Raw genomic sequence first — 25152 nt, 5'->3', positions numbered from 1 at the left:
AGGGGCCGAGTTTCCGGCTCCCTCTGGAAACATGGCCCAATCACTGGGCTGCACCCGTTGTCACACGCACGTCCCTTTTGATCGGATGGGAGGTTGCCAAGAGGGGATTGATAGTTTGTGCGCCTCCGCGCACAGGAATTAATAGTTTGTGCGCCTCCGCGCACAGGGACCTCCTGCGTAAAAAAATCAAACCCTCAGGACGCCGTGGGTGCGGGTGCGGGCGTGTCCGCCGGCAGGGTGGAGGGCGGTTCCTCGCCAGCGTCCGCGTCCTCCGGGTGCTGGGCGTAAATCTCGGCCAACAGCTGGTCGATGAGCCCGGTGACGCGGCGCAGGCGCGGGCGCTCGGCCTGGAGGATTTCAAGGAACGCCTGACGCTTGTAGCGGGCGACCTCCAGCGCGGGGAGATGAACGGCGGGCGCGGCGCTGGAGAGCAGAATGTCGATCATCCGCTCTGCCGCATGCAGGCGGCCCCAGAGGTAATCATTTTCCCGGTAGGCGCGGGAGAGGAACGCGCCGAAGGTGGCGAACTGGATGCCCTTCAGCGTGGTTTCGGCCCCGCCGTCTCGCAATGAGGTGGCATCGAGCGGCGACAGGCGATCGACCTTGATGCCCTCCAGCTCCTCGGTGCCGTGCTCGAGCATGGGGAGGGTGACGAGATCGAAAAACGGAAAGCCGAGGAAGGCGAGCAGCACCTGCCGGCCCACTTCCGCATCCGGCATGGCGGCAACGCATTCTGACATGCGGCGGTCCACCTCCTCGTCCAGTTCCACCAGCTTGAGGGCATCGCCGAGCGCCGTAATGGCGCCTGAGGGATCAAGATGCAGGCGGGCAAGGCCGGGCAGGTCCTTAAGTTCGGCGGCAGTGCCGGTTTGCCGCTGGAGCATGGGCGCAAGGGCGGCGTAGAGGTGGCTTTTGGCCACGTCCAGCGCTTCGTGGCTGGTCACGCCGAGAGTGCCGTAGAGGTCGTTGACGCGGCGAATGACGAAGCGCAGGCGCCGAATGCGGAAGCCCAGGTCGAACCGGCGCAGGAATTGCAGCCAGGGCAGGTGCTCGCCCAGATGCTCGCTGAAATGCTGGGCGCTGCCGAATGCGCCGAGCGGGAGGATTTTCGCCTCCTCCGCCCAGTGGCGAACCAGCTGGAGCATGTCATGGTGGGCGGTGCTGCTGTGGCGGCGGCTGAGGATGCAGAACAGGCTGGCCATTTCCTCCAGCACCCGTGCCGTCTTCAGCTCGGCATAGCCCTTGTAGGTAAAGCCGGAGCGATCGGCCAGCCGCTGCTGGGCAAGAATGCGCCACTGGGCGATGGCCTGCGGCGTGGCGCGGTTGACGTGCAGCCGCTCGCCAAAGGCATCCTCAATGGCCGTCTCGATATCGGGCGTCAGGCTGTCGATAATGCTGCGGATGCTGCCCAGCTTCGCGGTGAGGTTCTGCAACCGCTCCAGATCGTCGCGGATCGGCTGCTGGCGCGGAATGGTGGAGAGCGCGCCCACAATGGCCCCGAAGAAGCTGGCGTCGTCGCGGCGGGTTTCCAGATCCTTCGGGTAGGGCTCGATGTAGACGACGCGCCGGTCCACCTCGCGGTGGGCGGGCCGGTCCCGCAGCGCGCGGATGGCGGCATCGAACGGCTTGTTGTTGAGCACGCTGCCGTCCATCAGCGGAATGTTTGCGGGGTCGCGGCCATCGAGCGTCCAGGTGGGAAACAGCTGCTCGATGAAGGCGGAGCGTTCGCGCCATACCTGCCCGCGCTCGGCGAGAAGCTTGTCGACCTCGGAAATCGAGGCGGGCGGAAATGCGCCGGGGAACGAGGCGGTGGCGCGGGCGGCAAAGGCCAGGCTCGCATTCTCCCCCAGCTTGCGCCGGCCCTGCGGGTGGGTGCCGGGATCATGGAACGAGATGATGAGCCGGTGCTCGCGCTCGTTGATACGCGGCGGGGAATTCAGCCGCAGCGTCTGGTTGTGGCCGTGGTAATCGGTGACGGTGACGACCAGATCGAGCGGGTGGCCGACCGGCAACAGCGAGCCGGCGCGCACACCCGTGCGCTGCATGGCCTCCAATCCTTCATAGAGCAGCCGTGCAAAACCTTCGCCGGAGAAGGGCGGCTCGAACCAGCGGGAGCGCACGAGGGCCGAGAATTTGGCGCGCACCTCGTCGCTGGCCTCCTCGCCAAGAACGTCTTCCTCGTCCACGCGGCGGGCGCGCCAGCGCTGGTACAGCCAGAGGAGCGGGCGCATGTAGGCCTTGCTCCAGGGCGTGGCCGCCTGCCGGGGGTCGAGCAGCTTCTCCACGTCCGCGTTTCGCATCCACAGGTCGGTCAGCGGCTCCAGCGACAGGTCCTCGGCAATGGCCTTGGCGAGAAACACGCCATTGATGCCGCCAGCCGATGCGCCGGCAATCACGTCCACCAGCACGCGCAGATCCACCGTCTCGGCAAGACGGGCGAGCAGGTCGAAATAAACCTTCTCGGTATCGAGGGAATGGCCGGTCCGGCGAAGCGCCGCTTCGCGCTCGTCCTCGGGCAACTCCTTGATGTCGCGCCAGGTTTTGGAAGCGCGCTGCAGCTTCCAGATTTCCTTGGTGATGCCGTGCATGTAAACGGCGAGCGACACGCCGCCGTAGCAAACCAGCGCCAGCCGGAGTTCCTTTTCCTTCATGCCCTTGCCCTGCCCTTGGGTTGGCAGCCTACCCAAGGTGCGGGGCTTGCGCCAAGCGCGAAAGCGGAAAAGGTTCATATTTCTCCGTTCAGTGCGGAAAATATCCGCGGTTTGTCCTCATGCGGTTGGGGGCTGAATGGAAAAATCCCTGCCCTCCGGCGAGGAACCGGAAGGCAGGGCTTTATCCGGGCGCGTTGCTCTCACAGCGGATGCTGCGAGAAAAACGCGTCGGGAGGCAGGGTTATGAATTAGCGGTTCTCGTCGCGGAACTTGCTGCTCTGGCCCGACTGACCGGATTGACCCGACTGGCCGGACTGGCCGGATTGACCAGATTGGCTCGACTGGCCGGTGCGGCCCGACTGACCGCCGACGCCGCCCTGACCGGACTGGCCGCTCTGGCCGCCCTGCTGGCCGAACTGGCCGCCTTGCTGACCGAAGCCGGACTGCCCGCCGTAACCGCCCTGACTGCCCTGGCCGGATTGGCTGGACTGGCCGGATTGGCTGAACTGACGGGACTGGCCCTGCTGACCGAACTGACCCTGCTGGCCCTGCTGCTGGCTGCGCTGGTTCTGCTGGCCCTGCTGCTGGCCGCGTTGGCTTTGCTGGCCCTGCTGCTGGCCGCGCTGGCTTTGTTGGCCTTGCTGGCGTTGATTTTGGTCCTTGCGATCCTGAGTCATCGTCATCTCCCCATTGGGCATGGTGGGCATTGCGAAACGGCGGTTTTCCGCCGTGTTCAAGCCAACGGATGGGGAAAGGGGCGGTTCCTGTGAACGGGGTCAGCCCGTGCTGTCGCTCGATAGTCCGAGATCGATGCCGGGCTAGGGCTGTCGCTTGGTGGAAGACTGGCTCTTGGCGCGCGCCTGCTGGCCTTGATGGCCCTTTCCCTGAGCGGTGCCCTGGCCCATCTGGCCGGGCTGGTTCTTCTCGAACATCTGCTGCCCGTGCTGGGTCGCGCGTGGCGTGCCCCGGCCAAGGTCTGGCTCGCCCTTGGCGCCGCCTCTTGCGTCCGAGGATTTCATGCTCGTCCCGAAATCCTGCAGCGCCGGGTTGTCGCTGGCTCCGCGCGGGCCCGTTTGGGCGGGCTGCTGGCATTCCTGGGCGGTGGGCTCGTCGGATTGCCGCTGTTGGCCCATTTGCGAGGCCGGCCCGCCTCGTTGACCCAGGGGCGCTGACCCGGCCCGCGCGATGATTGGCCGGTTGGGTTTTTACGCTGCGCCATAAACGCCTCCTTCGGGAGATAAGGAAAAGCCTCTTCTGCAGGCCAACGGGCAGCGGCACCCACGGTTCCGCGAACGGCCGAACCGTCAGGAAAGAGCCAAGGCAAAATGGAGGCGAAGGGCCTACTGCCGCGCCTTCTTGCCGCCAGCGGAGCGGGACGTGCCCGCGTTCGGCCGTTGCGGGCTGCCCTGCTCCGGGCTCTGGCTCTGCTGCGCGCCGCCCTTGCCGAGCTGCTTCTTGCTGGAGGACTGACCCTGCTTGTTCTTGGACTTGTTGGCTTTGGACATGGGGGCATCTCCCGTGAGGAACCGGTCTCCTCCCGCAACGGGGGATCGATGGCGCGGTTCCGGCGCCTGGGAAAAATCGAAAAAGCCGAAGCCGCGCGGACCGTAAAAATGGACCGTACCCGAACGAAGCGCCATCTCGGGTGTTGTAATTCGATGCGGGAGGCTGCGCGCATTCGCGCGGCGCATTTTTTCGGGTTTTCTTACCTGGTGATTTTACGCGCGGGAAGGATGCGAGCATGGCAAGGATTCTGGTGCTTTATTACAGCGGCTACGGGCACATCGAAAAAATGGCCCATGCAGTGGCCGAGGGCGCGCGGGAAGCGGGCGCGGAGGTAACGGTCAAGCGCGTGCCGGAGCTGGTGCCGGAGGAGATAGCGCGCAAGTCCGGCATGAAGTTGGAACAGGATGCGCCCATTGCCGAGCCGAAAGAGCTGGAAAATTACGATGCCATCATTCTTGGCGCGCCCACCCGCTATGGCGTGGCCGCAAGTCAGATGCGGAATTTCATCGACCAGACCGGCGGCCTGTGGGCGCGCGGCGCGCTGAACGGCAAGGTGGGCAGCGTTTTCACCTCCACCAACACCCAGCACGGCGGGCAGGAAAGCACCATTCTTTCCATGCATACGACGCTATTGCATCTGGGCATGGTGATCGTCGGTCTGCCCTATTCCTTCGAGGGGCAGAGCCGCATGGACGAGATCACCGGCTGCTCGCCCTATGGGGCCTCGACCCTTGCAGGAAGCGACGGCAAGCGCCAGCCGAGCGAGAACGAACTGGCCGGCGCGCGCTTCCAGGGAAGGCATGTGGCGGATATTGCCGCGCGTCTGTTCCCAGGCTGAGGGTTGCCGCCTGATGCCAGTTGAGAAGCTGAGCTTTTCCGGCTCGCGCGGGTTTCGTCTTGCTGCCCGGCTGGAACGCCCGGAAGGGGAGGTTCGCGCTTTTGCGCTCTTTGCCCACTGCTTTGCCTGCACCAAGAACAGCCTGGCGGCGGTGCGGATATCGCGGGGGCTGGCGGCGCGGGGCATTGCGACGCTGCGCTTTGATTTTACCGGCCTTGGCGAGAGCGAAGGCGCGTTTGGACAGCACCCCTTCAGCGCGGATGTCGCGGATCTGACAGCGGCGGCGGCGTTCATGGCGGGGGAGGGCATGGCGCCCCAGCTGCTCATCGGTCACAGCCTGGGCGGAACGGCGGCGCTGGCGGCAGCGGCGCAGATGCCGGAGATGCGGGCAGTGGCGGTAATCGGCTCCCCGTTCGAGGCCTCGCATGTTACGCACCTGTTCGCCGCGGAACTGGAGGAAATTCTGAAGCAGGGCGAAGCGCCGGTAACGCTTGGCCAGCGGCAGTTCCTGCTGAGCCGGGGGTTCGTGGAGGATCTGGTACGCCAGTCGCCCGTGGCGCGCATTCGGGATCTGGGCCGGGCGCTGCTGGTGTTGCACTCGCCGGTGGATCAGGTGGTTGGCATCGAGAACGCCGCCGCCATTTTCGAGGCGGCGCTGCATCCCAAAAGCTTCGTCTCGTTGGGTACGGCGGATCACATGCTGGAGGAGGCGGGGGACGCGGATTATACCGCCGGGGTCATTGCCGCCTGGGCGTCGCGATATCTGGACCGCGACGCCTCAGGGTAGGCTTTTCGAGTGGTGGCTTAGTTTTGCGAAGTTCAAAGGCGAGGGTTGGGGAGGCCTGAACATTCGCTCAGGGGGAAAAGCGCCATGGCGTCATGCTCGCTGGCGTCGGCGTTGCGGCCGGGATGTCTGCTGTCGTCCCCCTTCTTCTTCCGGCGCGGTTTCTTCCTGCCCCATCTGGAGGAGGGGCTCTTCGAGCGGCAGGTTTTCCATATCGGCAAGCTCATCGATATTCACCCCGGAGGGCTGCACGACGCTTGGGATCTGGCGCGAGCCAATGGCGCCAAGCGCGCGCTTGCGCCCCTTGCCGCGAGCATTCTCGCTCATGTCACATTCTCCCGTTTTCAGCTTGAGCATACTATGACGGAGCGCAAATAAACGGCGCTCTCTCAAGTCCAACGGGAAATGCAGAGGTGGGTTCCCTGCCCCTCCGCCCACCGGTTATTGGGCGGGTTGGGGCGTGGCGAGGCTGTCCGTTACAGGGCCGTCAGTCGTGTTGGAAGCCGCCGCTTCCAGCACCTCCTGCTGCTGCGCGGCCCACATGGCGGCATAGCGCCCGTTCATCGCCAGCAGCTCGGTGTGGGTGCCGCGCTCAACGATGCGGCCCTGCTCCAGAACGATGATCTGGTCCGCCTTCACCACGGTCGAGAGGCGGTGGGCGATGATGAGCGTGGTGCGGTTGGCCGCCGCCGCGTCCAGCGCGGCCTGGATGTCCCGCTCGGTGCGGGTGTCGAGCGCGGAGGTGGCTTCGTCCAGAATGAGAATGGGCGGGTTTTTCAAAAGCGTGCGGGCGATGGCCACGCGCTGCTTCTCCCCGCCCGAAAGCTTGAGGCCGCGCTCGCCGACGATCGTGTCGTAGCCGTCCGGCAGGCTCAGGATGAAATCGTGGATCTGCGCGCGGCGGGCAGCATCCTCCACTTCTTCGGCGGTCGCGCCGGGGCGGCCATAGGCGATGTTGTAGCGGATGGTGTCGTTGAACAGCACCGTATCCTGCGGCACGATGCCGATGGCCCGGCGCAGGCTGGTTTGCGTCACGTCGCGAATGTCCTGCCCGTCCACCGTCACGCTGCCGGAGGCGATGTCATAGAAGCGGAACAGGATGCGCGAGATGGTGGACTTGCCCGCGCCCGAGGGGCCGACGATGGCGAGCGTGTGCCCGGCCGGCACCTCGAACGAGATGCCGTGCAAAATGGTGCGGCGCGCCTCGTAGGCGAAGATCACATTGTCGAAACGGATGCGCGCGCCGCTGATCCTGATGTCGGGCGCGCCAGGCTTATCGAGAACTTCTTGCGGCTGGTCGAGCAGGCCGAACATGAATTCCATGTCGACGAGGCCCTGTTTGATCTCGCGGTAGATCCAGCCCAGGATGTCGAGCGGGCGGAATACCTGCAGTAGCATGGTGTTGACCAGCACCACGTCGCCGATGGTCGCCGTGCCGTTGCCCAGCCGCGCCGCCACCAGCGCCATGCAGCCGAACAGGCACAGGCTCGTGAGGAAGCCCTGACCGATGTTGAGGAAGGCAAGCGAGGAATCCGACTTGGTGGCGGCGTCCTCATAGCGGCGCAGCGCCCCGTCGTACTGGCGGAACTCGTGCTCCTCGTTGTTGAAGTATTTCACCGTCTCGAAGTTCAGGAGGCTGTCGATGGCCCGCGCGTTGGCCTTGGTGTCCCGGTCCACCATTTCGCGGCGCAGCTTTGCCCGCCATTCGGTGACGACCGCCGTGAACACGATGTACGAGCCGATGGAGCCGGCGGTGATGGCCACCACCTCCCAGCCGAAATTGACGCCGAAAATCACGCAGACGGCGATGAGTTCGATGATCGTCGGGCCGATGTTGAAGACGAGGAAATAAAGCATCTCGTCAATGCTCTTGGTGCCCCGCTCGATGGCCTTGGAGAGGCCGCCGGTGCGCCGCTCCAGATGGAAGCGAAGCGAGAGCGCGTGCAGATGCCGGAAAACATCGAGCGCCAGGCCGCGAATGGCGCGCTGGCCAACGCGCACATAAACCGCATCGCGGCTGAACTGGAACACACTGGAGGCAAAGCGCACGCCCGCGTAGCCGCCAATGAGGCCAACGGCCAGTGAAATGGCCGGGCCGCCGGTGCCGGTGAGGGCATCCGTCGCCCACTTGAAGAAGAACGGCACCACCAGCACCGTCGCCTTGGCCAATACCATGAGGATGGCCGCGATGATGATGCGGATTTTCAGCGCCCGGTCATGCTTCGGCCACAGGTAGGGGGCGAACCGGCGAATGGTGGACCAGGCGCTTTTGGCGGGCGGCGTGCCGGTCATGGGGCGATATCCTTAACGTAACAGCATTAAAAGTCCGGCAGGCCGGCGTTATAACGCCTTCCAGATAGGCACTTGCCGGCGCTTGCGCCAGAGGCGTGAGCCGGAAGGATCAGCCACGCGCCGGAAACGGCCCCGCCTTGGCGAGCATGGAGGCGGAGGGCTTGCCGCGTACGCCTTCGAACCACTGGGCGGTAGCGATGGTATCCTCCAGGCTGAGGCCGGTCGATACGTCCGAGCGCTCCAGCAGGTAGAGCAGGTCTTCCGTGGCGATGTTGCCGGTGGCGCGCGGCGCGAACGGGCAGCCGCCCAAGCCGCCGACGCTGCTGTCCAGCACCTCAGCCCCCGCCTGATACGCCGCCCAGGCGTTGGCGATGCCGGTGTTGCGGGTGTTGTGGAAGTGAGCGCGCAAACGGATGCCTTCGGGCAGCTTCTCGCGCGCGGGGCCGAACAGGTCGCTCACCTGTTGGGGCACGGCCGCGCCGATGGTATCGGCCAGCGCGATCTCCGCCGGTTCGTTTTCGGCCAGGCGCTGGATGATCTCGAGCACGCGCGCCTGCGGCACCTCCCCCTCGAACGGGCAGCCGAAGGCGACCGACACCGTCACTTGCGGCACCAACCCCTCGGCCTTGGCGAGACGGAGCATCTCGGAGGTCTCGCGAATGCTGTCCTCGATGCTCTGGCCCTGGTTGCGCTGGCCGAAGCTGTCGGTGGCAACGGCGACGCACCCGGCCTCATCGACGCCGCGCCTGTCGCCCTCGCGGGTGGCGAGCGCGCGCAACAGTCCCCGCTTGTTGAGCACGAGGCCGATGTAGCTCACGTCCTTGCGGTCGGGCAGGCTTGCCACCACGGCTTCGGCATCGGCCATCTGGGGCACCAGCTTGGGGTGGACGAAACTGGCGACTTCCAGACGGCGCGCGCCCGCATCCATCATGCGGGTGAGCAGCTCCACCTTGGTTTCGGTGGAGAACACCTCCGGCTCGTTCTGGAGGCCGTCGCGCGCGCCAACCTCAACGATGGATACGGTGCCGTTGTTCATCTCGCTCATGATCCGTGCCGTCAGATGTTCCGTGAATGCTTGGGTTCTCTATAGCGGTTTTGAGGCCGCAGGCCCAAAAAATCCCTTGACCCTTACGCAGCGTGAGGCCCGATGAAGCGTCTCCGTGAGACGGAAAGGGCAATGCCGTGCGGCGAACGGTCAAGCAAGTGGCAAGGGCATCGGGCGTCAGCGTGCGCGCGTTGCACTACTACGATGAGATCGGCCTCTTAAAGCCGGCCGAGGTAGGCGCCAACGGTTACCGCTACTACGGCCGCGCGGAAATGCTGCGGTTGCAGCAGATCCTGTTCTACCGCGAGCTGGGCCTGCCGCTGGAAGAAATACGGCGCACGCTGGACGACCCGCGCTTCGACCGGAAGGCGGCGCTGCTCCAGCACCGGGCAAGGCTGGAAGCGGAAGGCCAGCGCCTGAGCCGTCTCATCCAAACCATCGACCAGACGGTCGAAACACTGGAACAAGGGATGGAGGCTGCAATGCAGGACAAGGAACTGTTCGCCGGCTTCTCGGCGGAAAAACAGGCGCAGTGGGAGCAGGAGATCGAAACCCGCTACGGCGACTGCGCCAGGGATGCAATGGCGGACTCAAAGGCGCGCATGGCGGCCATGGCTGTGGTGACATTTTAATTATTTGAGCCAGAGCATGATGCTGACAAGCTTTACGAATCCGAGGAAGGTGGCGGCGAGCTTGTCGTAGCGGGTGGCGATGCGCCGCCATTGCTTGAGCTTGGCGAAGAAGCCCTCGATGCCCCATCGCTGTTTGTAGGCAAAGCGGTCATAGCCATGCTGGCATCTGCGGTGCCGGCGCGGCGGGATGACCGGACTGCCGCCCTGTTCGCGGACGAGGTCATAGACGCAGTCGGCATCATAGGCGCGGTCGCCCAGAACCAGCAGCGCGTGCAGGCCGTACAGCAGCTCGCAGGCCGGGGTCATGTCGCTCTGCTGACCCGGACCAAGGGCGAAGCGGACCGGCAGGCCCAGCGCGTCAACTACGGCATGGATCTTGGTCCCGAAACCGCTACAGGAGCGGCCAAGAGCCTGGGCTTGCGGTCCCCCCCTTTTTTGGCGCCCGCCCGCCGCCTGAGCTTGAGCGCGGACCACCGTGGCGTCGATCGCCAGCCACTCCATGTCCGGGTCCGAGGCCACCGCCTCGAAGATGCGATCAAATACGCCCTGCTCGATCCAGCGGTAATAGCGCCTCTTGACCGTCTGGTAGGGGCCAAAACGATCCTCCGGCAGATCGCGCCAGCGTGCCCCCGAGCGCGCCAGCCACAGCAGCGCATCGAAGAACCGCCGCCCGTCGCTGCGCGGACCGCGTTTGCCCTTGCGGCCGCCGGGCGCAAACGCGCGCAGCCGCTCCCACTGATCGTCCCGAAGAACCTCGCCTTCCACACCAGCCTCCATCAGCCAGCCGTGAACCACGCCTCCCGAAACGCATCACCTCCTAAAATGTCACCGCAGCCTGACCCCGGCGGATCAGGCGGACTTCCTGGCGGAGATAAACCGGCTGCACGCGGCCTTCGCCGAGAAGTTGGCGAACGGCCAGGCGGCGGATTCGGCGGAAACCCAGGCGCTGGCGGCCCGGCATTATGCGTGGGTCTGCCGCTCCTGGACGCCGGATGCCACCGCCTATGCGGGCCTCGGCCGCCTTTATGTCGAGCATGAGGATTTTCACGCCATGTACGACAACATCAGGCCCGGCCTTGCCGCCTACTTGGCCGAGGCCATGGCGGTTTATGCGGCGCGGGCGCTGGCTTAGGCCGGTTGCGAACGGGCGGTGAGGCATTCCGCCTCGGCCAGCAGCCACGTGCGGAAGGATGCAACGTGCGGCCGGTCGAGCGCGCCGGCCGGATAAACCAGATAATAGGCGAGGTCGCTGGTAATCCGTTGCGGGAAGGGGGCGATCAGGCTCCCTTCGGCCAGTTCCCGCTCAACGAACGACAGCCTTGCCAAAGCCACGCCGTGCCCGGCCTTGGCGGCCTCGATCGCGCCATTGCTGTCCACAAAAACGGGACCGCGCGAGCCATCAACACAGGCGGCCCCGGCGGCTTTCAGCCAGAGTTGCCAGTCGCGCCGGCTGGCATCGTGCAGAAGGGCCGTGCGCGCCAGGTCATCAGGCGATGCCAGATCGCCGATCCGCCCCAGCAGTGCCGGGCTGCACACGGGAGTGAGATCATCATTCAGCAACCGCTCGCTGGCGAGGCCGTCGTACTGGCCGAAGCCATGGCGAACGGCAATATCGATCCCATCACGGCTGAAATCGGCGATCCGGTTGGTCGCGCTGATTCGAACGTCAACCTCCGGCGCCTGCGTTTCGAACCGGGCAAGCCGGGGCATGAGCCACTGGGCGGCGAAGGTGGGCGTGCACCCTACCGTGAGGACGGGCGCGCGGGCGCTGGCGATGATCTCCGCCGTGGACTCACGGATCAACCGGAAGGCGGGGCGAAGGGCCGTGAAATATGTCGAGCCCTGCGGCGTCAGCGCAAGGCTGCGCGTGCGCCGGATGAAGAGCGGCACGCCGAGCGTTGCTTCCAGTTCCTTGATCTGGAGGCTGACGGCTCCCGGCGTGACGCGCAGCTCCTCCGCCGCCTGCTTCATGCTGAGGTGGCGTGCGGCGGCTTCAAAGGCCCGCAAGGCTCCAAGGGGCGGCAGGTTCATGGTTTAGTGAAACTCAATTATAGGCCTGAAAACTAATCGTTTGTCAGGGCATCTTCCCGCACGCAATTTTAGCAGAACTATAGCGTCCAGCTACAAGGAAAAAATTGGACGCTGCCGCAAGCAGCCCGGAACGGGCGCAGAGGAAAAGGAAGGCTGAATGGCAAGTCAGAAGGTGATGGGTCCGGCGGACTGGGGCAGGCTGGTCGTGCTGTCGATCCTGTGGGGCGGGTCGTTTCTGTTCAACGGCATCGCCGTGAAGGAGCTGCCGCCCTTTACAATCGTGGCGCTGCGTGTCGGGCTCGCTGCCCTGGTCCTGCTCACTCTCGTGCGCCTCATGGGTCAGGCCATGCCGAAGGACCGGCGCGTCTGGGCCGCCTTTTTCGGCATGGGGCTGCTCAACAACCTCATCCCCTTCAGCCTGATCGTGTGGGGGCAAACGCAGATCGCCAGTGGCCTTGCGTCCATTCTCAATGCAACGACGCCGTTGTGGGCGGTTATCGTCGCCCATGTTTTGACGGCGGATGAAAAACTCACCGGCAACAGGCTGATCGGCGTGATCGCCGGTTTCCTTGGCGTTGTGGTCATGATCGGCCCGGAGGCGCTCTCCGGCTTCGGCACGGGCACCTGGGCGCAGCTGGCCGTGCTTGCGGCGGCGCTCTCCTATTCCTTTGCGGGTATTTTCGGGCGCCGCTTCAAGGCCATGGGCGTCTCGCCGCTGGCGACGGCTGCGGGGCAGGTCACTGCTTCGGCCATCATGCTGGCCCCGGTTACGCTCGTCATCGACCAGCCGTGGACGCTGCCTGCCCCCAGCCCGGCGACCTGGGCCGCCATTGCCGGTATCGCGCTTCTGTCCACCGCCCTGGCCTATGTGTTGTTTTTCCGCATTCTCTCGACCGCCGGGGCCACCAATCTGATGCTGGTGACCTTCCTCATTCCGGTCAGCGCCATTGTGCTGGGCTCGCTGGTGCTTGGCGAGCGGTTGGAGGCCAAGCACCTGTTCGGGATGGCGATGATCGCGGCGGGCCTGGCGGCGATCGATGGGCGGCTGTTCGCCCTGTTGAGGCCAAAGGCGGAAGGCAAAAGGGTTCAGAGGCGGCAAGCCTAGACCTGCGCTGGGCCCAGGCAAAAAGAAACGGCACCCGCGCCGCCTGGCACGGGTGCCGTTTTTCGGTCAGCGCTTGCGCGCGAGCCTTAGTCGAACAGGCTCGACACCGAGGTCTCCTCGGCGATGCGGTGCACGGCCTCGGCGATCAGCGGGGCGATGGTGAGGCGGCGGATGCGCTGGGAAACGCGCACGGCCTCGGTCGCCATGATGCTGTCGGTGATGACCAGCTCGGCCAGCTGCGAGGAGCCGACGCGAGCCACAGCGCCGCCCGAGAGCACGCCGTGGCTCACATAGGCCACCACTTCCTTCGCACCCTTGGCCTTCAGCGCGGCGGCGGCGTTGCAGAGCGTGCCGGCGGAATCGACGATATCATCGACGAGGATGCAGAAGCGGTCCGTCACGTCGCCGATAATGTTCATCACCTCGGACTCGCCGGGGCGCTCGCGGCGCTTGTCGACGATGGCGAGCGGGGCGTTGTTGAGGCGCTTGGCCAGCGCACGGGCGCGAACGACGCCGCCCACGTCCGGCGAGACCACCATCAGGTTTTCCTTGCCGAAGCGCTGGGTGATGTCGGCGCTCATCACCGGCGCGCCGAACAGGTTGTCGGTCGGGATATCGAAGAAGCCCTGAATCTGGCCGGCGTGCAGGTCGATGGTCAGCACGCGGTGGGCGCCGGCGGTGGTGATGAGGTTGGCCACCAGCTTGGCGGAAATCGGCGTGCGCGGGCCGGGCTTGCGGTCCTGGCGGGCGTAGCCGAAGTAGGGGATCACGGCGGTGATGCGGCGGGCAGAGGCGCGGCGCAGCGCATCAATGGTAATCAGCAGCTCCATGAGGTTGTCGTTGGCCGGAGCCGAGGTGGACTGGATGACGAACACGTCCTCGCCGCGCACATTCTCGTGAATCTCAACGAACACTTCCTCGTCGGAGAAGCGGCGGATGCTCGCTTTGGTGAGCGGCATGTTGAGATAGGCCGCCACGGCCTCGGCCAGGGGTGGGTTGGAATTACCTGCAACAAGCTTCATGGGAGCCCTCTGGAAGGGAATATATGGGAATCGGCACGCTCTTAACGCCGGGGGGCGCGCTGGCAATGCACGGCTCAGCTGTTGGGTGCTGTTTGTAAGCCTCAACAGGGGCGTAAGCGGCGGTATATCAGGCAAACATGCGGCAATTGCCCAATTGTTCCCGCTGCCCGTTCGAATGGGCCGAACAGGCGGGCCGCAGCCTGCGTTCTGCCCGAATCACCTGCTCCGCAGCGTTCCGCCACCCCCTGATCTGGGGATGGGACAAGGCCCGGCATACGACCCCGACCCTGTTGATCTGACGTCAACTCGCCCGAACAATGTTCCTCATAAGCAACGACCCGGCTTGAAGGTCGATTGAAAAAGATCATGAGGGCTGCCGATGAAATCCGCGAAGCTGGCGCTGGTTCTAACCGGCGCGCTTGTTCTGCCCGCCTGCACATCCACAAAGCAAATGGCCGATGTGGGCTTCACGCCGCCCGAGGGAAATTACAGGTTGCTGGTCATGCGGCCCGACGTTTCCGTTGGCCTGCTGACGGCGGGCGGCTCGGTTGAGCCGCGCGAGGACTGGACGGACCAGGCCCGCGCAAACATCATCACGGCCCTGCGGAAACAGCAGGCGGGCCGGGGCGGGGCGGTCAAGGTTGCCTCAGCCCGTGAGGAGGTCGGCGGCGATCCGGCGATGGTCGCCGACCTTGAGCGCCTGCACAAGGCCGTCGGCGCATCGATCGCCCGGCACAAATATCTGGGCCAGAAGCTGCCGACGAAGAAGGACCGGTTCGACTGGACGCTGGGCAGGCAAGCCGTTGCCTTTGGCGCGGCCAGCGGCTTCGATTACGCCCTGTTTCTTCACGCGGAGGACAGCTTTTCCAGTACCGGCCGGGTGGCCTTGCAGGCGGTCAGTTTCCTCGGCTGCATGGTTGGTGTCTGTATCATGCCCAAGGGCGGTCAACGCTCGGCCTATGCCTCGCTGGTGGATTTGAAGACCGGGCAGGTGGTGTGGTTCAACACCCTCAGCTCCACCGCTGGCGACATTCGCACGCCCGAGGGCGCCGAGGATCTCGTCGATGATCTTCTCGGCAGGATGGAGCCGGGCGCGATGGCAAAGAGCGCCGAGACCTCCACGCAGAAAAAGGCGTGAGGGGGCGGCGATGGAGATATCGCGTCGCCGTTTCATCGCGGCGGGCCTGTGCGGCTGTGCGCTCTGCGGGAGCGGACGGGCGCTCGCCCGCATCGCCCCGAACACGCTTCAGCCGCTTGTGGAGCCTGGCTACCAGCCGCTCGATGCGGACGAGAAGGGGCTGTGGCAGCTGTGCGAGCGGCTTGAGGAGGAGATATCCACCTCCAATCTCTTGATGAAAACGCCGGACCTGCGCCACTACGCCCTTGGCGTGCTGGAGCGGCTGATGGGCGAGCAGGCGCGGGATGTACGCGTCTACCTGGTGCATGACGCCAGCTTCAACGCTTCCATGGCGCCCAATGGCATGATGCTGGTGCACAGCGGGTTTCTGGCGCGGGTTCGCAATGAGGCCCAGTTTGCCGCCGTGCTCGGCCACGAAGGCGGGCACTATGCGCGCAAGCACTCCGTCGAGGGATGGCGGGACCAAAGAACCAAGACCGGGTTCATGGCGTTCGTTTCAGCCGGAACGGCCGTAGCGGTGGGTGCGACCGCTTCCGCGGGCGGCACTTCCGACAGCTGGGTCGATCTGGCCCGGTCCCTCAACACGGCGCTGTTCCTCTCCATCTTCTCCTTCAGCCGAAGGCAGGAGAGCGAGGCGGACCTGTATGGCCTCAAGCTGCTCGAGACTGCCGGATACGCGCCGGAAGCTGCCTCTCAAGTGTGGCGGCAGCTGATCGAGGAGCGCAAGGCTTCCGCTCGTCAGCGCGGGAAGCGCTACCGGGATGACGCCCGCTCGGCCTTTTCCACCCACCCGCCGTCCGGCGAACGTATGGGCGCCCTGCGCGCGGCGGCGGGCGATATCCGGCAGGCATCGGCGGGCCGCCAGTTCGATGACGGGCGGGAGGCGTGGGCAAAGGCCATCGCGCCGCACCGGGCCATGCTGCTGGCGGAGCAGGTGAAGCTGAACGACCCCGGCGCCAGCCTCTACCTGCTCAATTCGCTGGGTGAGGACGGGTGGACCGGCACGCTGCGGTATTACGAAGGTGAGGTCTACCGCCTGCGGGACGAAGCCGGGGACGCGGAGCGGGCAGCAAACGCCTATGCCGCCGCCGTTCAGCATGGCGATGCGCCCGCCGAGGCGTGGCGCGCCCACGGCTATGCCTTGCTGAAGGCTGGTCGCGGCGAGGAAGGCCGCGCCGCCCTTGTCCGCTATCTGGGCCTCGCGCCGGACGCCAGGGATGCGGCCATGGTCCGCTTTTCCATCGCACAGTAGAACCGGGGGACAATTTTCGTGAAAACGCTTCCTATTCTGGCAATCGCCGTGGGGCTGGGCCTCGCCGCCTGCGCCCCAACCTACACGCTGGTCTCGCCCGCGCCGACGCTTGCTGCCAAAGGCGCCATCAAGGTCAGCCCCTCGCTGGCCTGGAACCGGGTGCCCAAGGGGGCTTCCAATACCAAGTGGGAGGAGAACTGGACCCGGAACGGCCCGGTCCTCGACACCCTCAGCTTCATCGGCGGCCTGCCGGATGGCGAGGCCATTACCCGGCAGCGCAGGAAGGACGACCAGAAGGTTCCGGTCTTTCGCGCCACCATGTCGCCGCCGGACCTGGTCTCGATGATCGAGAGCTTCTACCGCATCAGGGCCGGAGCCTCGATTTTCGAAACCACGGTGGTGGAGCCCGCCACGTTCCTCGGCAAGTCGGGGCTGCGCTTCGATTTTTCTTACGTTGGCGGCGATGAGGTGAAGCGCAAGGGGAGCTGCCTCATGGCCATTATCGATGGCAAGCTCTACCTCATGGCGCTCGACGGCACGGCCCTCCATTATTTCGGTGCCGCGCTGCCGGAGTTCGAAGCCATGGCGGCCACCGCCACGCTGGGGTGAGGGGGATTTTCAGGGAGAGTTTTTTTTAGAAGGGATTTTTTGCAGAGGGTCTCGGACCCTCTGCACTCCCGTTCCTTTATCGGACTCGCCCTTCATTAAGCGCGCGTCCCGATGAAAAAATCAGAAAAGGGCCGCGCTCGCTATCCACGCGCACGGCCTGAAAAACGAGTGGGAGGTGCAGGAGGGGCAAGCCCCTCCTGCAAAATAATTCCCAAATCTCGCAGTCCCCTCAGCCCGGCAGGGCGATGAGGGAGATCTGGCGTCCGTAGTCGGGTTCGTCTGCGTGGGTGGTGCGGCGGTAGCTGAAGAAGCGGTCGGACTGGCTGTAGGTATCGATGCCCAGCGCCTCGATATCGCGCACGCCCGACTGGGAGAGGCGCAGGGCGATGAAGCCTTCCAGATCGAACTGGTAATGGCCGTCGCGCTGGCCGCTGGAGAAGAAGTGCTCGGCCTCCTCGCTGCTTTCCGCGAAGCGGCGCAGGAAGGCTTCGTCCACCTCGTAGGAACGGCGGCCGATGCAAGGGCCGATGGCGGCGCTGATGCGCTCCCGCTGCGCGCCGAGGGATTCCATGGCCGCGATGGCGGCTTCCAGCACGCCGGTGAGCGCGCCTTTCCAGCCCGCGTGGGCCGCGCCGATGACGCCGGCTTGCCCATCCGCCAGCAGCACGGGGCCGCAATCGGCGGTGAGGATGCCCAGCAGCAGCCCCGGCCGGTTGGTGACGAGGGCGTCGGCCTCCGGGCGGGCATCATCCGCCCATGCGTCGGCGACGACGGCGCGGTTGCTGTGGACTTGGTGCAGGGTGACGAGTTGCGCGCCCGGCGCGACTGCCTCCACCGCGCGGCGGCGGTTCTCGCACACGGCCTGTTTGTCGTCCGATGAGCCGAGGCCCACGTTGAGGCTGGCAAACATGCCGGTGGAGACGCCGCCCGTGCGCCCCAGGAAGCCGTGGGGCAGGCCGTCCAGCGCGCGGGAGGTGAGGCGGAGGATGGGAGCGTCGGTCATGCCGGGTCCTTGTGGGTGGCGGTGGTATCGGCGGCATCGCCAAGGGTGTGGTGGATCATCAGGTGCATGATGAGCTCATCATCCGCTTGGCTGCCCACCATGAACTTGTATTCGCCGATCACCTTGAAGCCGTGGCGCTGATAGAATTTCTGGGCGCGGAAATTCTCGGCATAGACGCTAAGGTAGATATTCTCGCAATTGCGGGCGTGCGCGCGGTCGAGCGCCCAGGCCATCAGCGTGGCGGCAACGCCGCTGCCGTGAAAATCGTGGTCCACGTAGATCTGGCGCAGCTCCATCGATTTCGGCGGGATCTTGCCGATGGGCACCGTCACCGCGCCGATCTTGCAGAAGCCGATGATCCGGCCGCCGTGCTCCGCGATGCGGAATTCGGTGCCGGGGGTCGCCATGTCTGCCAGCATGGCGGCGGGAGTGTAGACGCGGTTGAGATAGGTGCTCAGGTCTTCCGGCTTGTAGAGATGGGCGAAGGTGGCGCAGAAGGTCTGCCGCCCGAAGTGGGACAGGTTCGCCGCATCGCCGCGCTCGGGCGCACGGTAGGTGATCTGGTTCATGGGCAACGTCATGTGTCGAATCCTGCAGGAGCCGGCCAATCAGGGTTGCTGAGCGACAGCGCCTTGAACAAGGTGCCCATCTGGTCGGCGTCGGCAAGCCGGCGCGAGGCAGAGACGAGATGTTCCGCACGCGGCGGATTGGCCTTGGCCAGCATGGCGGTGCGAATATCGAGCCCCAGCGCGCGCAGGAACCGCCCCTGGCCGACGGGCCCGAGCACGCGTAAGGCCTCGCCCGCGCGGGCCGTAACTTGTGCGAAGTCCACGTGCACGGTCAGGTCCGCATCGCCCGGCGTCTCGAACGGGTCGGCATATTCATGCGCGTGCATGGCCTGAAGCGTATCGCCAAGGCCGTGGCGATCGTGGCCGTAATCGATGATGAGCGCCGCGCCGCCATCGGCACGCAAGCGACGGTTGATGAGCGTGGCTTCCTCCGCTCCGCCGAGAATTTCAAAAATGCTGCCTTGCGGGGCCCCGCGCAGTTCCGCGGGCACCAGCATGTCGAGGCGCGGCGCATCCTCGGGCACCATGGGCACGAAGCGATCGCCCTGCCAGTCCACGTGCCGCTCCTGCCAGCCATGCGCGGTCTTCACCAGCTGCCGGGCGGGCAGGGCATCGAAAAATTCGTTGGCGACGAGGAGGAGGGGCGCGCCTTCCGGCACGTCCGCCAGCCGGTCCGCCCATGCGGCATTGGGCACGCGGGATTTCTGCTCGGCGCGGAGCACCGGGCTCATCTCGACGAACGTGATGTGAAGCGCGTCGTGAAAGCCGGGCACGCGGGCGGTGGCGCGCAGCAAATCGGCCATCAGCGTGCCGCGCCCCGGCCCCAGCTCCACCAGTTGCACGACAGCAGGGCTGCCGGCGCGCATCCACAGCTCGGCGAGGTGCAGGCCGATCAGCTCCCCGAACACCTGGGAGATTTCGGGCGCGGTGGTGAAATCTCCCTCGCGGCCGAAGGGCACCTTCTTCATGTAATAGCCGTGTTCCGGGTGGCCGAGGCACAGCCCCATGAAATCGGCCACCGGCATCGGCCCGTTCGCGCGGATCTGCGCGGCTAGAATGTCCTTAAGGCCGCTCATGCCGTCTGCCGCTTTGGCGCGCTGAAGAACAGGTAGAGGCCGCCGAGGATCATCGGCACGCACAGCCATTGGCCCATGTGCAGGCCGGTCATGGCGGTGAACTCCGCCAGCTGGCTGTCCGGCTCGCGCACGAATTCAACGGCAAAGCGGAAAATGCCGTAGAACAGCAGGAATGCGCCGGAGAGACGGCCCGGCATCAGGCGGGCGTTCGTGCGGTAGAACAGCACCAGCAGAATGGCAAGCAGCACCAGCCCTTCGAGGAAGGCTTCGTAAAGCTGGCTCGGGTGACGGGGCAGCGGGCCGCCGGTGTGGAAAATGATGCCGACGGGCGAGGTGGTAACGCGGCCCCACAGCTCGCCGTTGATGAAGTTGGCGATGCGACCGAGCCCGAGCCCGATGGGGACGACGCAGGCCACATAATCCGCCACGCGCAGCCAGTTCAGCTTGTATTTTTTGCAGAACCAGAGAATGGCGACGCCGACGCCGATGACCCCGCCGTGGAAGGACATGCCGCCATCCCACAGACGGATGATGGCGCCCGGATTTTCGATATAGTAGGGCAGGTTGTAGAAGATCACGTAGGCGAGCCGCCCGCCGATGATAATGCCGAGCGTCACCCAGGTGATGAAATCGTCGATGTGGCGGCGGGTCCAGGGCGAGCCCGGCTTGTCCGCCATGCGGGTGGCGAGCCACCAGCCGCCGAGGATTCCGGCGATGTAGGCCAGGGCATACCAGCGCACCACCAGAGGTCCGATCTCAAACGCGACGGGATCGATGTTGCCGAGTTCCATGAGCCTGCTACCCCCCAAAATAGATCGGACGCCCTCCCGGCGGTGCCGTTGCCGGGCCTTCCCCCTTGCCGCATATTATTTCTTAAAACAACGCATAATGAGCCGCGCTGGCAGCGAGCCGGGGCCGGTGGAGGCGGTGGCCGGGCGATGCGCCATCCTGCCGGGGCAGTAGAGCCAGAATGCAAAGGGGAAAGACCGGATGCTGACGGACTCGGACAAGCTCTATGACCAGATCTGCGCCGCGCTTACGGCCCCTGGCGGCCGGCTGGAAGTCGTGCAGGAGAGCATCCGGGGACAGATGTTGCCCGTCTTCAAGGTCGCCCCGCCCAGCCTGCGGGATTATTTCTTCCTGCTTGGCGCAGGGCACGGCGACCTGCCGTTCATCGTCTATGGCGAGGAGCGGCTGAGCTTCAACGAGGCGCTTGTGCTGGCCCGCCGTTACGGCGCGGCGTTTCAGGCCCGCTATCGCATCGCCAAGGGCGACCGGGTGGCGCTGGCCATGCGGAACTACCCCGAATGGTGCCTCGCCTTCATGGGGCTTGTGACCATCGGCGCGATCGTGGTGCCACTCAATGCATGGTGGACCGGCGAGGAGCTGGCCTTCGCCATTCAAGACAGCGGCGCGCGGCTGGTGGTGGCCGATGGCCCGCGCGCGGAGCGCGTGGCCGGGGCCATGGGCGCTGCCGTGCCGGTGGTTGTTGCCCGCAGCCGCGACGCTGTCGCCGATCATCAGCTGGCGACGCACGGCTGGGACCGGCTGGAGGACGTGCTGGACGCCGCCCCTGCCGAGCCCTTCACCCTGCCGCCGCTCTATCCGGAGGACGACGCCACCATCCTTTACACCTCCGGCTCCACCGGCAACCCGAAGGGGGTGGTCTCCACCCATCGCGCGGTGATTGCGGCGCTGTTCGGCCTTGCCCTTTATGGCCTTGCCATGAACCTGATGGACGAGAGGGAAGGGCGGCCCTACGGCCACCAGTCGGCCACGTTGCTGGCAGTGCCGCTGTTCCACACCACCGGCTGCTTTGCCGTGTGGATGACCTGCTTCATCGTCGGCCGCAAGCTGGTGATGATGCACAAGTGGGATGCGGGCGCGGCGCTGCGGCTGATCGAGGCGGAGAAGGTGACGCACCTTGTTGGCGTGCCCACCATGACCCTGGAAGTGATGGAGCACCCGGACCGGGACAAGTACGATATCAGCAGCTTGCGCGACATGGGCGCGGGCGGCGCGGCCCGCCCGACCGAGCACGTGCGGCGGCTGAAGGAGACCTTCCCTCAAAAGCGCCCCACCATCGGCTATGGCCTCACCGAGACCAACGCCTTCAGCACCGTCGGCAACCGGGAGGGGTATGTTGCCAAGCCCGCCTCGGCGGGGCGGCCCATTCCCTTCGTCACCCAGATGAAGATTGCCGTTGACGATAGCGGCGCAGAGGCCGCCTGCGGCGAGGTGGGGGAAATCTGGTGGCGCACGGCGGCTCTGGCGCGCGGTTACTGGATGAACCCGGAGGCGACCAATGCCGCCTTCACGCCGGATGGCTGGTTCAAGTCCGGCGACCTCGGCTATTTTGACGAGGACGGCTACCTGTTCATCGTTGATCGCAAGAAGGACATCATCATCCGCGGCGGCGAGAACGTCTCGTGCCTGGAGGTGGAGGCGGCGCTGCACGGTTGCCCGGACGTGCTGGACGCCTGCGTTTTCGGCCTGCCGGATAAGCGGCTGGGCGAGATCGTGGGGGCGGTGGTCTATGCCCGCCCGGAGGCGGGCTTGACGGCGGAGAAACTGCTGGAGCATGCGGCCAAGTCATTGGCGGCGTTCAAGGTCCCGGCTTACCTGTGGCTTATCGGCAACCCTCTGCCACGTTTGGGTTCGGGCAAGATCGACAAAGCCAAATTGCGTCGTTATTATCTCGAACTGTTCAAGGCGGAACACGCCGCGGCATAAGACCGCAACCGTCTTGAGGGCCCACACCGGGTCTTGGGGAGAATCGCCGGTCGCTTTTGTGGAGGCTCCGCCTTGGCAGAACGCTGGCACTGCGGCCGGGGGAGACGCGCGATGATGCGAAGAGCCCGGCCGCTGCGGCCCAAATCCCCGTCGTTTCACGCTCCGCCTTCCCAGCCCCCGCCTTTCCGCCAGGAAGACCATCCGTTCCCGCTGCGACTCGGCTGAAATCCTTGTCATTCGGTGCGGATTTGCGTCGCGGGCAGGGAAAAACCCCTTTTCCTCCCCCGGCAGGGCCATTAACGTTCTGCACAACCAAACGGCGGAGCGTCGGCATCCGCGCCGCATCTTGTAAAGTGCCCGCGTCGCGGCTCAGGGACGGGCCGGACCAACAGGTAAGTTCTGCATGGCTGACGGAAACCCGGATCTCACCACCACTCACAACATTCCGCTTCCGCAGCCGAAAACCACGCGCCGGCGTTTCCTTATCGGCGGTGCGGCGGGCGTGGGGCTGCTCATCGGCTATCTGGCCCTGCCGCGCACGCCGCAGCTAGTAATGATGACCCAGAAGGACGAGACGGTCATCAACGCCTGGCTGAAGGTGGGAGCGGACGGGCGCGTCGTCGTTCTCGTGCCGCAGGCGGAAATGGGCCAGGGCGTCTACACCGCCCTGCCGCAGATCCTTGCCGAGGAACTGGGCGCGGCGTGGGAGTCCATCTCGGTCGAGCCGGCCCCGGTGCACCCCATCTATGCCAACACGCTGGTGATGCAGGAAGGCACGGAAGTGCTGCCGGGCTTCGCACAAGGCATCGCCCGCTGGGCCATGGCGGAACTGGCCGAGCGGCTGGCGCTCCAGATCACGGGGGGCAGCACGTCGGTGCGGGCCTTTTATGATACGCTGCGGCTGGCGGGCGCGACCGCGCGCACCATGCTGTGCATGGCGGCGGGCCGCCGCTGGGGCGTGGACTGGACCGAATGCGTTGCCCAGAACAGCATGGTCGTCAGCGGCAACCGCCGGGCCAGCTTCGCCGAACTGGCGGCGGATGCGGCGAAGGAACAGGCGCCGGATACCCCGCAGCTGCACAAGGCCCAGGAGTTCAAGCTGATCGGCCATTCGGTGCCGCGCATCGATATTCCCTCCAAGGTGGATGGCACGGCCCGCTTCGGCGCGGACGTGCGCTTGGCGGGCATGGCCTATGCCGCCGTGATGGCCGGGCCGCAGGGCACCGCGCCGCTCATTGAACTGAGCGAGGAGCCGCTCGCCGACGCCAAGGGCTTCATCAAGCTGGTGCGGCAGGAAACCTGGGTGGCGGTGGTGGCCGACAGCTGGTGGCGCGCCAACACGCTGCTCGCCAGCCTTGAGCCGCAGTTCGACGTATCGGACGCCGGCGGCGTGGCAACCGTGGACATCGACGCGGCGATCGAGACCGCGCTCAAGCAGGGCGATGCCCACGTCTATGCCGAAAGCGGCGATGTGGAGGATGCGCTGTCGGATGGCGGCGTGGTGGAGCGCAGCTACAGCGTGCCCTATCTCGCCCACGCCTGCATGGAGCCGATGACGGCGACCGCCCGCGTGAGCGAGGACCGGGTCGAGGTGTGGGCGCCCACCCAATCGGTCACCTGGACCATGATGGCGGTGGCGAAGGCGCTGGGCGTCTCCCGCGAGTCCGTCACTGTCTACCCGACGCTGCTTGGCGGCGGCTTCGGCCGCAAGATCGAGGCGGATGCCGCCGTGCAGGCGGCCATCATCGCGCGGGAGGCCGGGCGGCCGGTCCAGCTGGTGTGGAGCCGCGAGGAAGATATCCGGCAGGACAAGTATCGCCCGGCGGCCAAGGCCACCTTGCGCGGCCGGGTGGAGAAGGGCGGCCGCATTGCGGCCTGGTACTTCCGGTCAAGCAGCCAGTCGGTGCAGGGCAGCGTCATGGGGCGCATCATGCCGCTGGCGGCGCGGTCGGAGCCGGATTTCTCCTCCATCCAGGGCGCGATCGATCTGCCCTACAAGCTGGGGGACACCCGCATCGAGCATGTGGCGGTGGAAGCGCCGGTGCCGGTCGGCTACTGGCGCTCGGTCGGCCACAGCATCAACGCGTTCTTCGTCGAGAGCTTCATCGACGAGCTGGCCGAGGCGGCCGGCATGGACCCGCTCGCCTTCCGCCTCAAGGCACTGGAGGACAGCCCCCGCCATGCGGCGGTGCTGAAGCGGGTCGCCGCCATGGCGGATTTCGGGACGAAGCTGCCGCAGGGGCAGGGGCGGGGCATCGCCCTGCATGAGAGCTTCGGCTCCATCGTCGCGCAGGTCGCCCACGTGGCGGTGGAGCCGGACGACACGGTGCGGGTGCTGAAGGTTTTCTGCGTCATCGACTGCGGGCGGGTCATCAATCCGGACGTGGTGCGGGCGCAGATGGAGAGCGGCATCCTCTTCGGCCTGACGGCGACGCTGTTCGGCGAGGTGACCTTTGCCGACGGCCTGACGGAGCAGACCAATTTCGACGGCTACCCGCTGCTCACCCTCGCGGATGCCCCGGAAATCGAGGTGGACATCCTCAACCCCAACGCCAAGGAGCCCGGCGGCGTCGGCGAGCCGGGCGTGCCGCCCATCGCCCCGGCGGTGGTCAATGCCATTGCAAGGGCAACCGGCACGCGGGTTCGCAACCTGCCCGTCGGCGCCCAGCAGCTCTGGCCGCCCGAGGTGGCCGAGAAGCTGCGCGCGCAAGCCGAGGCGCGGGAAAAGGCGCAGGCCGAGCAGGAGAAGGCCGCGCGCGAGGCGGAGCAGAAGAAGGCAGCCGAGAAGAAGGCGACAGGGCCGAAGAAGCGGCGTTAACCTCCCAAGGCCGACATTGTACCCCCGTTGCGGATAGAAGAAGAGACA

Annotated in this window: 24 protein-coding genes; 11 read left to right on the top strand and 13 right to left on the bottom strand. The window is 65.8% G+C overall.

Annotated features, from left to right (window positions below):
* Positions 1-194: 194 nt before the first annotated feature.
* Complete coding sequence (locus L0C21_RS12145; protein WP_259278604.1) at positions 195-2651, bottom strand: patatin-like protein; 2457 nt, start codon at positions 2649-2651, stop codon at positions 195-197.
* Positions 2652-2770: 119 nt separating this feature from the next.
* Here L0C21_RS12145 and L0C21_RS12140 point away from each other — a divergent pair, with 119 nt between their 5' ends.
* On the top strand, positions 2771-3421 hold the full coding sequence (locus L0C21_RS12140) for a hypothetical protein (RefSeq protein WP_259278603.1): 651 nt from the start codon (positions 2771-2773) through the stop codon (positions 3419-3421).
* Positions 3422-3469: 48 nt separating this feature from the next.
* On the opposite strand, the gene L0C21_RS12135 is transcribed toward L0C21_RS12140, so the two are convergent.
* Positions 3470-3784 carry a hypothetical protein gene (locus L0C21_RS12135; protein ID WP_259278602.1) on the bottom strand — a complete coding sequence of 105 codons (315 nt, stop codon included), beginning with the start codon at positions 3782-3784 and terminating at the stop codon, positions 3470-3472.
* 207 nt (positions 3785-3991) lie between these two features.
* Positions 3992-4156: a hypothetical protein gene (locus L0C21_RS12130; protein ID WP_259278601.1), complete on the bottom strand. Its 165-nt coding sequence runs from the start codon at positions 4154-4156 to the stop codon at positions 3992-3994.
* A gap of 236 nt (positions 4157-4392) precedes the next feature.
* Between L0C21_RS12130 and wrbA the strand changes: the two genes are divergently transcribed.
* Positions 4393-4995, top strand: a complete 603-nt coding sequence (gene wrbA / locus L0C21_RS12125; RefSeq protein ID WP_259278600.1) for an NAD(P)H:quinone oxidoreductase — start codon at positions 4393-4395, stop codon at positions 4993-4995.
* Between the two features lie 13 nt (positions 4996-5008).
* On the top strand, positions 5009-5782 hold the full coding sequence (locus L0C21_RS12120; protein ID WP_259278599.1) for an alpha/beta hydrolase family protein: 774 nt from the start codon (positions 5009-5011) through the stop codon (positions 5780-5782).
* 90 nt (positions 5783-5872) lie between these two features.
* On the opposite strand, the gene L0C21_RS12115 is transcribed toward L0C21_RS12120, so the two are convergent.
* The 3 genes from L0C21_RS12115 to L0C21_RS12105 form a co-directional block, all read right to left on the bottom strand.
* Positions 5873-6106, bottom strand: coding sequence for a hypothetical protein (locus tag L0C21_RS12115; RefSeq protein ID WP_259278598.1), 234 nt, complete (start codon positions 6104-6106; stop codon positions 5873-5875).
* Between the two features lie 114 nt (positions 6107-6220).
* Positions 6221-8071 carry an ABCB family ABC transporter ATP-binding protein/permease gene (locus tag L0C21_RS12110; RefSeq protein ID WP_259278597.1) on the bottom strand — a complete coding sequence of 617 codons (1851 nt, stop codon included), beginning with the start codon at positions 8069-8071 and terminating at the stop codon, positions 6221-6223.
* A 109-nt stretch (positions 8072-8180) separates the two neighbouring features.
* Positions 8181-9116 carry a hydroxymethylglutaryl-CoA lyase gene (locus L0C21_RS12105; RefSeq protein ID WP_310593374.1) on the bottom strand — a complete coding sequence of 312 codons (936 nt, stop codon included), beginning with the start codon at positions 9114-9116 and terminating at the stop codon, positions 8181-8183.
* A 158-nt stretch (positions 9117-9274) separates the two neighbouring features.
* Here L0C21_RS12105 and L0C21_RS12100 point away from each other — a divergent pair, with 158 nt between their 5' ends.
* Positions 9275-9748, top strand: coding sequence for a MerR family transcriptional regulator (locus tag L0C21_RS12100; protein WP_259278596.1), 474 nt, complete (start codon positions 9275-9277; stop codon positions 9746-9748).
* On the opposite strand, the gene L0C21_RS12095 is transcribed toward L0C21_RS12100, so the two are convergent.
* Positions 9749-10513 carry an IS5 family transposase gene (locus L0C21_RS12095; protein WP_259278879.1) on the bottom strand — a complete coding sequence of 255 codons (765 nt, stop codon included), beginning with the start codon at positions 10511-10513 and terminating at the stop codon, positions 9749-9751.
* 70 nt (positions 10514-10583) lie between these two features.
* Here L0C21_RS12095 and L0C21_RS12090 point away from each other — a divergent pair, with 70 nt between their 5' ends.
* Positions 10584-10880, top strand: coding sequence for a TipAS antibiotic-recognition domain-containing protein (locus L0C21_RS12090; RefSeq protein ID WP_310593387.1), 297 nt, complete (start codon positions 10584-10586; stop codon positions 10878-10880).
* Here the strand turns inward: L0C21_RS12090 and gcvA are convergent.
* A complete protein-coding gene (gcvA, locus tag L0C21_RS12085) occupies positions 10877-11779 on the bottom strand; it encodes a transcriptional regulator GcvA (protein ID WP_259278595.1) in 903 nt (300 codons plus the stop codon). The two genes, L0C21_RS12090 and gcvA, sit on opposite strands and share 4 nt — an antisense overlap.
* Before the next feature lie 157 nt (positions 11780-11936).
* Between gcvA and L0C21_RS12080 the strand changes: the two genes are divergently transcribed.
* Entirely contained in the window at positions 11937-12884 is a 948-nt protein-coding gene (locus tag L0C21_RS12080; RefSeq protein ID WP_259278594.1) for a DMT family transporter, read from the top strand.
* An 86-nt stretch (positions 12885-12970) separates the two neighbouring features.
* On the opposite strand, the gene L0C21_RS12075 is transcribed toward L0C21_RS12080, so the two are convergent.
* Positions 12971-13906 carry a ribose-phosphate pyrophosphokinase gene (locus tag L0C21_RS12075; RefSeq protein WP_259278593.1) on the bottom strand — a complete coding sequence of 312 codons (936 nt, stop codon included), beginning with the start codon at positions 13904-13906 and terminating at the stop codon, positions 12971-12973.
* Between the two features lie 379 nt (positions 13907-14285).
* Between L0C21_RS12075 and L0C21_RS12070 the strand changes: the two genes are divergently transcribed.
* Genes L0C21_RS12070 through L0C21_RS12060 form a run of 3 tightly spaced genes read left to right on the top strand, consistent with a single transcriptional unit; the run spans position 14286 to position 16905 of the window.
* Positions 14286-15044: a hypothetical protein gene (locus L0C21_RS12070; RefSeq protein ID WP_259278592.1), complete on the top strand. Its 759-nt coding sequence runs from the start codon at positions 14286-14288 to the stop codon at positions 15042-15044.
* 10 nt (positions 15045-15054) lie between these two features.
* The gene (locus tag L0C21_RS12065; RefSeq protein WP_259278591.1) at positions 15055-16296 is read left to right on the top strand and encodes a M48 family metallopeptidase; all 1242 of its coding nucleotides are present in this window, start codon (positions 15055-15057) and stop codon (positions 16294-16296) included.
* Between the two features lie 18 nt (positions 16297-16314).
* A complete protein-coding gene (locus tag L0C21_RS12060) occupies positions 16315-16905 on the top strand; it encodes a hypothetical protein (RefSeq protein ID WP_259278590.1) in 591 nt (196 codons plus the stop codon).
* A gap of 229 nt (positions 16906-17134) precedes the next feature.
* Here the strand turns inward: L0C21_RS12060 and pgeF are convergent, their stop codons facing one another.
* The 4 genes from pgeF to lgt are packed head-to-tail and all read right to left on the bottom strand — an operon-like array spanning position 17135 to position 20344.
* A complete protein-coding gene (pgeF, locus tag L0C21_RS12055; protein ID WP_259278589.1) occupies positions 17135-17908 on the bottom strand; it encodes a peptidoglycan editing factor PgeF in 774 nt (257 codons plus the stop codon).
* Positions 17905-18489, bottom strand: coding sequence for a GNAT family N-acetyltransferase (locus L0C21_RS12050; protein ID WP_259278588.1), 585 nt, complete (start codon positions 18487-18489; stop codon positions 17905-17907). The genes pgeF and L0C21_RS12050 overlap by 4 nt, the downstream gene beginning before the upstream one ends.
* Positions 18486-19553: a class I SAM-dependent methyltransferase gene (locus L0C21_RS12045; RefSeq protein ID WP_259278587.1), complete on the bottom strand. Its 1068-nt coding sequence runs from the start codon at positions 19551-19553 to the stop codon at positions 18486-18488. Before L0C21_RS12045 ends, L0C21_RS12050 begins: the two co-directional genes overlap by 4 nt.
* Positions 19550-20344 carry a prolipoprotein diacylglyceryl transferase gene (lgt, locus tag L0C21_RS12040; RefSeq protein WP_259278586.1) on the bottom strand — a complete coding sequence of 265 codons (795 nt, stop codon included), beginning with the start codon at positions 20342-20344 and terminating at the stop codon, positions 19550-19552. The genes L0C21_RS12045 and lgt overlap by 4 nt, the downstream gene beginning before the upstream one ends.
* Before the next feature lie 199 nt (positions 20345-20543).
* Here lgt and L0C21_RS12035 point away from each other — a divergent pair, with 199 nt between their 5' ends.
* Both L0C21_RS12035 and L0C21_RS12030 read left to right on the top strand, forming a co-directional pair.
* Positions 20544-22286 carry a class I adenylate-forming enzyme family protein gene (locus tag L0C21_RS12035; protein ID WP_259278585.1) on the top strand — a complete coding sequence of 581 codons (1743 nt, stop codon included), beginning with the start codon at positions 20544-20546 and terminating at the stop codon, positions 22284-22286.
* Between the two features lie 403 nt (positions 22287-22689).
* Positions 22690-25104: a xanthine dehydrogenase family protein molybdopterin-binding subunit gene (locus tag L0C21_RS12030; RefSeq protein ID WP_259278584.1), complete on the top strand. Its 2415-nt coding sequence runs from the start codon at positions 22690-22692 to the stop codon at positions 25102-25104.
* Positions 25105-25152 lie beyond the last annotated feature (48 nt).

This window comes from Pedomonas mirosovicensis, from assembly GCF_022569295.1.
GTDB classification, from domain to species: Bacteria; Pseudomonadota; Alphaproteobacteria; order Sphingomonadales; family Sphingomonadaceae; genus Pedomonas; species Pedomonas mirosovicensis.
The sequence above is the reverse complement of the archived record's forward strand: the minus strand, read 5'-3'. Positions and strand labels throughout refer to the sequence as shown.

Excerpts from the sequence above, each read along its gene's own strand:
- L0C21_RS12145 (WP_259278604.1), bottom strand. The coding sequence starts at position 2,651 with ATGAAGGAAAAGGAACTCCGGCTGGCGCTGGTTTGCTACGGCGGCGTG.
- L0C21_RS12140 (WP_259278603.1), top strand. The coding sequence starts at position 2,771 with ATGCGGTTGGGGGCTGAATGGAAAAATCCCTGCCCTCCGGCGAGGAAC.
- L0C21_RS12135 (WP_259278602.1), bottom strand. The coding sequence starts at position 3,784 with ATGGGCCAACAGCGGCAATCCGACGAGCCCACCGCCCAGGAATGCCAG.
- L0C21_RS12130 (WP_259278601.1), bottom strand. The coding sequence starts at position 4,156 with ATGTCCAAAGCCAACAAGTCCAAGAACAAGCAGGGTCAGTCCTCCAGC.
- wrbA (WP_259278600.1), top strand. The coding sequence starts at position 4,393 with ATGGCAAGGATTCTGGTGCTTTATTACAGCGGCTACGGGCACATCGAA.
- L0C21_RS12120 (WP_259278599.1), top strand. The coding sequence starts at position 5,009 with ATGCCAGTTGAGAAGCTGAGCTTTTCCGGCTCGCGCGGGTTTCGTCTT.
- L0C21_RS12115 (WP_259278598.1), bottom strand. The coding sequence starts at position 6,106 with ATGAGCGAGAATGCTCGCGGCAAGGGGCGCAAGCGCGCGCTTGGCGCC.
- L0C21_RS12110 (WP_259278597.1), bottom strand. The coding sequence starts at position 8,071 with ATGACCGGCACGCCGCCCGCCAAAAGCGCCTGGTCCACCATTCGCCGG.
- L0C21_RS12105 (WP_310593374.1), bottom strand. The coding sequence starts at position 9,116 with ATGAGCGAGATGAACAACGGCACCGTATCCATCGTTGAGGTTGGCGCG.
- gcvA (WP_259278595.1), bottom strand. The coding sequence starts at position 11,779 with ATGAACCTGCCGCCCCTTGGAGCCTTGCGGGCCTTTGAAGCCGCCGCA.
- L0C21_RS12080 (WP_259278594.1), top strand. The coding sequence starts at position 11,937 with ATGGCAAGTCAGAAGGTGATGGGTCCGGCGGACTGGGGCAGGCTGGTC.
- L0C21_RS12075 (WP_259278593.1), bottom strand. The coding sequence starts at position 13,906 with ATGAAGCTTGTTGCAGGTAATTCCAACCCACCCCTGGCCGAGGCCGTG.
- L0C21_RS12070 (WP_259278592.1), top strand. The coding sequence starts at position 14,286 with ATGAAATCCGCGAAGCTGGCGCTGGTTCTAACCGGCGCGCTTGTTCTG.
- L0C21_RS12065 (WP_259278591.1), top strand. The coding sequence starts at position 15,055 with ATGGAGATATCGCGTCGCCGTTTCATCGCGGCGGGCCTGTGCGGCTGT.
- pgeF (WP_259278589.1), bottom strand. The coding sequence starts at position 17,908 with ATGACCGACGCTCCCATCCTCCGCCTCACCTCCCGCGCGCTGGACGGC.
- L0C21_RS12050 (WP_259278588.1), bottom strand. The coding sequence starts at position 18,489 with ATGACGTTGCCCATGAACCAGATCACCTACCGTGCGCCCGAGCGCGGC.
- L0C21_RS12045 (WP_259278587.1), bottom strand. The coding sequence starts at position 19,553 with ATGAGCGGCCTTAAGGACATTCTAGCCGCGCAGATCCGCGCGAACGGG.
- lgt (WP_259278586.1), bottom strand. The coding sequence starts at position 20,344 with ATGGAACTCGGCAACATCGATCCCGTCGCGTTTGAGATCGGACCTCTG.
- L0C21_RS12035 (WP_259278585.1), top strand. The coding sequence starts at position 20,544 with ATGCTGACGGACTCGGACAAGCTCTATGACCAGATCTGCGCCGCGCTT.
- L0C21_RS12030 (WP_259278584.1), top strand. The coding sequence starts at position 22,690 with ATGGCTGACGGAAACCCGGATCTCACCACCACTCACAACATTCCGCTT.